Raw genomic sequence first — 6509 nt, 5'->3', positions numbered from 1 at the left:
AAGACATCCAACCGGCGTCAGGCACCCCGAAGCCAACCGGCAACCCGGTCAACGTTTCCGGTCACAGCACTAGGTATTGACCTGACGGATCTTTGTGCCGCTCCCGGTCTCTGGTGCGTGCGTGCGTCGCTCTCCGGGCCTGGCGCCCCTCCCAACCAAGCAAGCCCGAAGCTCGTACTCACTCGTACTCGCAAGGGTCTGCAACGCCGCGAGGCGCGGTGTTCAGGGGCCGGGAGCGGTGCAAAGATCCGGCAGACACCCCCTAACTGCGGGCGGGAGGTGCGAGCTGGGAAGGTCCCAGGCGAGCCGAGCACTCCAACAGGAGTGCATGCACAAACCCCTGCGGGAGGTTGCCCCGCAACTGGCGCTGCCCGACGTCGAATTCCTCGGCGAACAGCCCGGCGGGGCCGCACGCTGCCCGGGTCCGCTCGAACCACCGCAGTGCCTCTCCCGGCGCCCCGAGCCGGTGGGCGGCCAACGTCATCATGAAGCCGCAGAGCAGGAAGGCCCCCTCGGCTTCACCCAGCGGCCGGTCCCCGTGCCGGAACCGGTAGAGGTACCCGTCCTCCGCCAGCTCGCGCGCCACGGCTTCGCAAGTGCGGGCGAGGCTGCGCCCGTCGTCGGGCACCGCGCCGCGCGCCAGGGACAGCAGCAACGCCGCCTCGGGCCCGGGGTCGTCCGCCGCGCGCTGCCAGTGGCCATCGGGGTGCAGGCATCGAGACCGGGTGGCGGCCAACAGGCGTTCCGCGAGGCGGGAATGCCGATCAGCGCTCGGCGTACGCAACTCCCTTGCCAAGTCGCGCAGTCCCACGACGCAAGACAGACGCGAGTGCGTCCACCAGCGGGTGTCCAGCTCCCAAAGGCCCGCGTCCGGTTCCGTCCAGCGAAGGGCTACGGCCTGGGCCGCGACCTCGGCGGCCTCGGCCGCCCGCGCGTCCAGGCGGTCGTGGCGAGCGGCCGCGGCGAACAGTTGCAGGGCTTCACCGAAGACGTCCAACTGGAACTGTCCGCCCGCGTGGTTGCCGGTACGCGCGTCACCCCCGGGGTAGCCGACCATGGGGAGAGCGCGCTCACCGGGCAATGGTCTGCCGTCCACGGTGTAGGCGGGACGCAGGTCCGGGCCGTCCTCGAGAACGCGCTCCGCGACGAACCGCACAGCGCGGTCCAGCAGGTCGTGCGGTCCGTGGGCGGCCACGGCGATGCCGGCGTAGCACTGGTCACGAACCCAGGCGTACCGGTAGTCGTAGTTGCGGCCGGTTTCGGCGCGTTCCGGCAGCGAGGTCGTCGCGGCGGCGACCATGCCGCCGTCGCGGCTCGTCAAGCCGTTCAGGACGGCGTACGCCATACGCGTGTCCCGCGGGGCCGCGGTGTCATTGCATTCGGGCACGGCGGCCCTCCACCACCGCTCGGTGGCTTCCCACAGGCGCTCGAAATCCAACGGCGCCTCCGACAGGCCACCGATCTCCAGCCCCAGGTCGTGCACTCGGCCCTCGGGCACTTGCAGCCGTGCCCGCAGTGCGCCGTCGCCACCGGCGCGGGCGTGGTCGGCGCCGATGAACCGTACGTGGAGGGGTCCGGTGCGGGCGCGCCACGTCGTGCCGTCGTGGCGGAGTCCCCGCATCGGTTCGCGGCCGAATGCGGCGCGCACATCGAGTTCGATATCGACCACGGCGGCTCCCTCCACCGCGCGAATTCGGCGCAGGAGGACGACACGGTCCGAGGCTGCCGGGACGGCGAGGGCCTCCCGGCACTCGACGATGCCGTCGGCGGTGACCCATCGGCTGTTACGAATGAGGGTGCCGTCCTCGTATTGGCCGCCCCACACATTCCAGGTCTGGGCGGGGGTCACGCGGTATCGGCCCGATCCGCCGAGGAGGCCCGCGAAGACCGCGCCGCTGTGCCAGGTCGGGGCGCACATCCAGGCGACTCCGCCCCGCGGGTCGATGAGCGCTCCGCGTTCTCCGTCGGCGATCAGCGCGTACTCGCGAAGCGCCCACGGCCGGTCGGCGGACGACGGGTCGGTGGGGGCACTCGTGCCGAGGTCGGTCTTGCCGGGCCGGTTCATGCCACGCGATACCGTTCCGCGGCTTTCCGGTCCAGGGTCACGCCATGGCCAGGCTCACCGGACGCACCGGGTGACACGGATCCGCCCTGCGGGTCGAGGGCGCCGGGGAAGAGCAGGTTCTCGATTCGCACATCGTCGTGGAACCATTCCAGATGTCGGGTGTTGGGCACCGCGGCGGCGGCGTGGGCATGCATGTGCGGCGCGCAGTGGCCGGAGATGTGCAGTCCGAGGGCCTCGGCGACCGCGGCGGCGCGCAGCCGGACGGTGATTCCGCCGCAGCGGGTGGCGTCGGCCTGGAGGCAGTCGACGGCGCCGGAGGCCGCCTTGCGGGCGAGGTACGTCAGGTCGTACCCGTACTCCCCTGTCGCGACATCCGCGTCGACGGCTTCTCGGACCGCCCGCAGTCCGGCGAGGTCGTCGGATGACACAGGTTGTTCGCGGGCCTCGCACCTCCCCCACAACTCGGGGACGCGGTACAGGGAGACCGACACCGTGGTCACCGCCGGACCACCGAGGGGCTTGCCGTGCACGGCCGTTCGCGTCACGTGCTCTGTTCGGTGCTGTCGTGGGCATCGGCGCCGGGCCGGTCGTGGCGGTGGCGGCCGCCGGGCAGGAACTCCTGCACCTTCGCCTTGAAGCCCTGCTTCACCACCGACGTGCGGTCGCTGTCGCCCTTGAGGACGGCCGCCGCGGCGGCTTCGATCTGGTCGAACGTCGCATGCGGCGGGATCGGCGGCACGGCCGGGTCGGTGCGGAAGTCGAGCACGAACGGTCGGTCGGCGGCGAGCGCTCGGTCCCAGGCGGACTCGACGTCCTCGGGCTTCTCCACGCGGACGCCGTCCAACCCGATGCGGTGGGCGATCTCCGCGTACGGCAGGTCGGGGATGGCCTGCGACTCCTCGAACTGCGGAGCGCCGGACATGGCGCGCATCTCCCAGGTGACCTGGTTGAGGTCGCGGTTGTTCAGAACCGCCACGATCAGACGGGGATCGGACCACTCACGCCAGTACTTGGCCGCCGTGACCATCTCCATCATGCCGTTCATCTGCATGGCGCCGTCGCCGACCAGCGCGATCGCGGGACGGTCGGGATGCGCGAACTTGGCGCCGATGGCGTACGGCACACCTGGGCCCATCGTGGCCAGGGTCCCCGACAGCGAACCGCGCATCCGGCCGCGCAACCGCAGGTGGCGGGCGTACCAGTTGGCGGCTGAGCCGGAGTCGGCGCAGAGGATGGAGTCCTCGGGAAGTTTGCCGTCCAGGGCATGGACGACGTACTCGGGGTTGATCGGGTCGGCGTCCACGGCGGCGCGGCGCTGCATGACCTCCCACCACCGCTCGACGTTCTTCTCGACCTTCTCGCGCCACGCGCGGCTCTCCTTGCGGTGCAGCCGCGGCAGGAGCCGCTTCAGCGTCTCGTGCGCGTCGCCGACGAGGTTGACCTCGAACGGGTAGCGCAGACCGATCATGTGCGGATCGATGTCGATCTGCACGGCCCGCGCCTGATCCAGTTCGGGCATGAACTGCGTGTACGGGAAGCTGGAGCCGATCATCAGCAGCGTGTCGCAGTCCTGCATCAACTCGTACGAGGGCCTGGTGCCGAGCAGCCCGATGGAGCCGGTCACATAAGGCAGATCGTCGGGCAGGACGTCCTTGCCCAGCAGCGCCTTGGCCACCCCCGCCCCCAGCACGTCCGCCAGCCGCTCCACCTCCGCCCGCGCGCCGCGCGCGCCTTGGCCGATGAGGACGGCGACCTTCTCGCCCGCGTTGAGCACATCGGCCGCCCGCTGAAGATCGTCGTCGGACGGAACGGGTGCGTAGCTGCCCATGCCGAGGCTGGAAGGGACCATCTTGAAGGCACGGCTCGGCGGGCTGTAGTCCAGTTCCTGCACATCGGCGGGCAGGATGACGGCGGTGACCGTGCGCTTGGCATAGGCGGTGCGGATCGCCCGGTCGATCAGGTTCGGCAGTTGCTCCGGCACCATCGCCGTCTCGCAGAAGTCGGAGGCCACGTCCTTGAACAGGTTCTGTAGGTCGACTTCCTGCTGGTACGAGCCGCCCATGGCACTGCGGTTGGTCTGCCCCACCAACGCCACCACGGGTACGTGGTCCAGCTTGGCGTCGTAGAGCCCGTTGAGGAGGTGGATCGCCCCGGGGCCGGAGGTGGCCGCGCAGACCCCGACCTTGCCCGAGAACTTGGCGTAGCCGACGGCCTGGAAGGCGGACATCTCCTCGTGCCGAGACTGAACGAACTTCGGCTTGTTGTCGGCGCGCCCCCACGCGGCCAGCAGGCCGTTGATCCCGTCGCCGGCGTAGGCGAAGACGTGTTCGACGCCCCACTCCCGCAGCCGCTGGAGAATGTGGTCCGACACCTTCGTGGCCGCCATGGCGGCTCCCTTCTCTAGGGGCATGCGCCGCGTCGGCCGAGTCGCGACCGGCAGGGCGACACCCCGCGAGTAACCGCCAACGGGCGGACCAAACCTCCGGCTCCGACCGGGCCCGGTCAGGTGCGCCCAATACGCGGGGGTCCTGGCCCGAATGCCGTTGGTGTACGGCGGTAGGAGCACGATGGCGTCGGCGGGTGGCTGGGTAGCTGGGTAGCTGGGTCAGGCTCTGCCCCAATTCGCGGACACTCGCGCGCTATGCGACCAGGTCCAGGCGGCCTGGCCATGGTGTCGCTGTTCGAAGTCGACGGGGCTGAGGTCGCCCCTGCATATGGTGCCGGGGCTTCGCTGTCACGGTTCTTCACCTCTCACGTCATCCAGCGCCTCGGTGCCTGCCGGCGAACCTGATGGTCGGGAGTGCGTCGGCGCGGACGGCGTCGACAGTCGAGACGCTGCGTGTCCGGCTGACCCGGCCCGAAGCGTTCGCGTTGACGTTGCCCCGCCGCGTGGACCGCGAGCCTGTCCCCGCGCCGGTGCGCCACCGCCTCCTCCTATTGCCGGCTTTGTGAGCTGCCGGGCAGCGCACAGGCGAAGGCGGCCACGAGCGCGCACAGCGCCGCAATGGTGATGAACGCCAGGCGGTAGGCGGCCGGTCCGCTGTCGGCGGTCGCGGCGAGGGTGACCAGGGCGGCCAGGCCGACGGCGCCGCCGATCTGGCGGGCGGCGTTCATCAGCCCGGACGCCGCGCCGGCGTCGCGCGGGTCGACGTCGGCGGTGACCGTGGCGGTGATCGGGGTGACCAACAGGCCCATGCCGGCGGATATCACGATGCCCGGTCCGAGGAGGCCGTCGACGTAGCCGTCGCCCGCGTCGATCCGGCTCTGCCACCAGAATCCCGCCGCGGCGAGCAGCGCGCTGACCGCGATCAGCGTGCGGGCGCCGGTGCGGCGCAAGGCACGGGGGGCGAGGCGGGCGCCGGTGATGCCGGCGAGGGTGTGCGGCAGGAATCCGACGCCGGTGGCCCAGGCGCTGTAGTGCAGGACGTCCTGCATGTAGAGCGAGAGGAAGTACCACATGGGGATGAAGCAGGCCCCGGCCAGCAGCATCACCAGGTTCCCGGCCCACACCGCCCGCATACGCACCAGCCGCGGCGGCACCAGCGCGACGCCGGGGCGCCGTACTTCGACCACCGCGAACGCGCCCAATGCGAGCAGGCCGGCGCCGAGCACGGTCAGCGTCGCACTCTCACCCCAGCCGTGCGTGCCGGCCCGACTGACCCCGTAGGCGAGCGCCGTCACACCCGCAGTGGCCAGAACCGCGCCGGGCACGTCCAGGCGCCCGCCCGCCTCGCGGGGCCGGTCGGCGGCCGGCAGCCGCAGCGCGGCCGCCGCGGCCAGGGCGCCGATCGGCACGTTGACCAGCAGGATCGACCGCCACNGGGCACGTCCAGGCGCCCGCCCGCCTCGCGGGGCCGGTCGGCGGCCGGCAGCCGCAGCGCGGCCGCCGCGGCCAGGGCGCCGATCGGCACGTTGACCAGCAGGATCGACCGCCACGACCAGGCGTCGGTGAGCAGCCCGCCGATCAGATTGCCCGCCGCGCCGCCCGCGGAGCTCACCGCCGTCCAGATCGCCAACGCCCGGATACGGCCCGGTCCGTCGGGGAACTCGGCGGTCAGGATCGTCAGCGTGGCCGGGGCCAGCACCGCCGCCCCCAGCCCCTGGACGGCCCGCATCGCGACCAGTACACCGGGCGAGGTCGCGAGGCCGCCCAGCAGGCTCGCCGTACAGAACAGCGCGAGTCCCCACAGGAACACCCGTCGTCGGCCGTACAGGTCCGCCAGCCGCCCCCCGACCAGCAGGAACCCCGCGAACACCAGGGCGTACGCGCCGACCACCCACTGCAAGCCGGACGCGCCGAACCCGAGCGCGTCCTGGATGGACGGCAGCGCGACGTTCATCACCGACACGTCGAGCACGACCATGAACTGCACCGCGCAGACCAGCCACAGCACCCCTGGCGCCGCGCTGCCCACGCCGGGTATTGGAGTGGCGGGCGGCACGG

The 6509-nt window shown here is 71.6% G+C and carries 3 protein-coding genes and 2 pseudogenes; all 5 read right to left on the bottom strand.

Annotation, left to right across the window (positions count from 1 at the left end; all coding sequences use genetic code 11):
* Positions 1 to 262: 262 nt before the first annotated feature.
* Positions 263 to 2065 (bottom strand): glycoside hydrolase family 15 protein, encoded by a 1803-nt coding sequence (locus ACRX5S_RS39900; RefSeq protein ID WP_436778190.1) that lies wholly within the window; start codon positions 2063 to 2065, stop codon positions 263 to 265.
* Positions 2062 to 2502: pseudogene (locus tag ACRX5S_RS39895) on the bottom strand (enolase C-terminal domain-like protein); the annotation flags it as partial. The gene ACRX5S_RS39900 and the pseudogene ACRX5S_RS39895, both read right to left, overlap by 4 nt.
* A gap of 104 nt (positions 2503 to 2606) precedes the next feature.
* Positions 2607 to 4451, bottom strand: coding sequence for a thiamine pyrophosphate-requiring protein (locus tag ACRX5S_RS39890; RefSeq protein WP_436778189.1), 1845 nt, complete (start codon positions 4449 to 4451; stop codon positions 2607 to 2609).
* Positions 4452 to 4999: 548 nt separating this feature from the next.
* Positions 5000 to 5860 (bottom strand): MFS transporter, encoded by an 861-nt coding sequence (locus ACRX5S_RS39885; protein ID WP_436778188.1) that lies wholly within the window; start codon positions 5858 to 5860, stop codon positions 5000 to 5002.
* A gap of 26 nt (positions 5861 to 5886) precedes the next feature.
* Positions 5887 to 6507 (bottom strand): annotated as a pseudogene (locus ACRX5S_RS39880) (MFS transporter); the annotation flags it as partial.
* Positions 6508 to 6509 lie beyond the last annotated feature (2 nt).

The sequence above is a fragment of the Yinghuangia sp. YIM S09857 genome (genome assembly GCF_051388915.1).
In the GTDB taxonomy this organism is placed as follows: Bacteria; Actinomycetota; Actinomycetes; order Streptomycetales; family Streptomycetaceae; genus Yinghuangia.
This window is presented reverse-complemented; position numbering and strand designations above follow the sequence as displayed.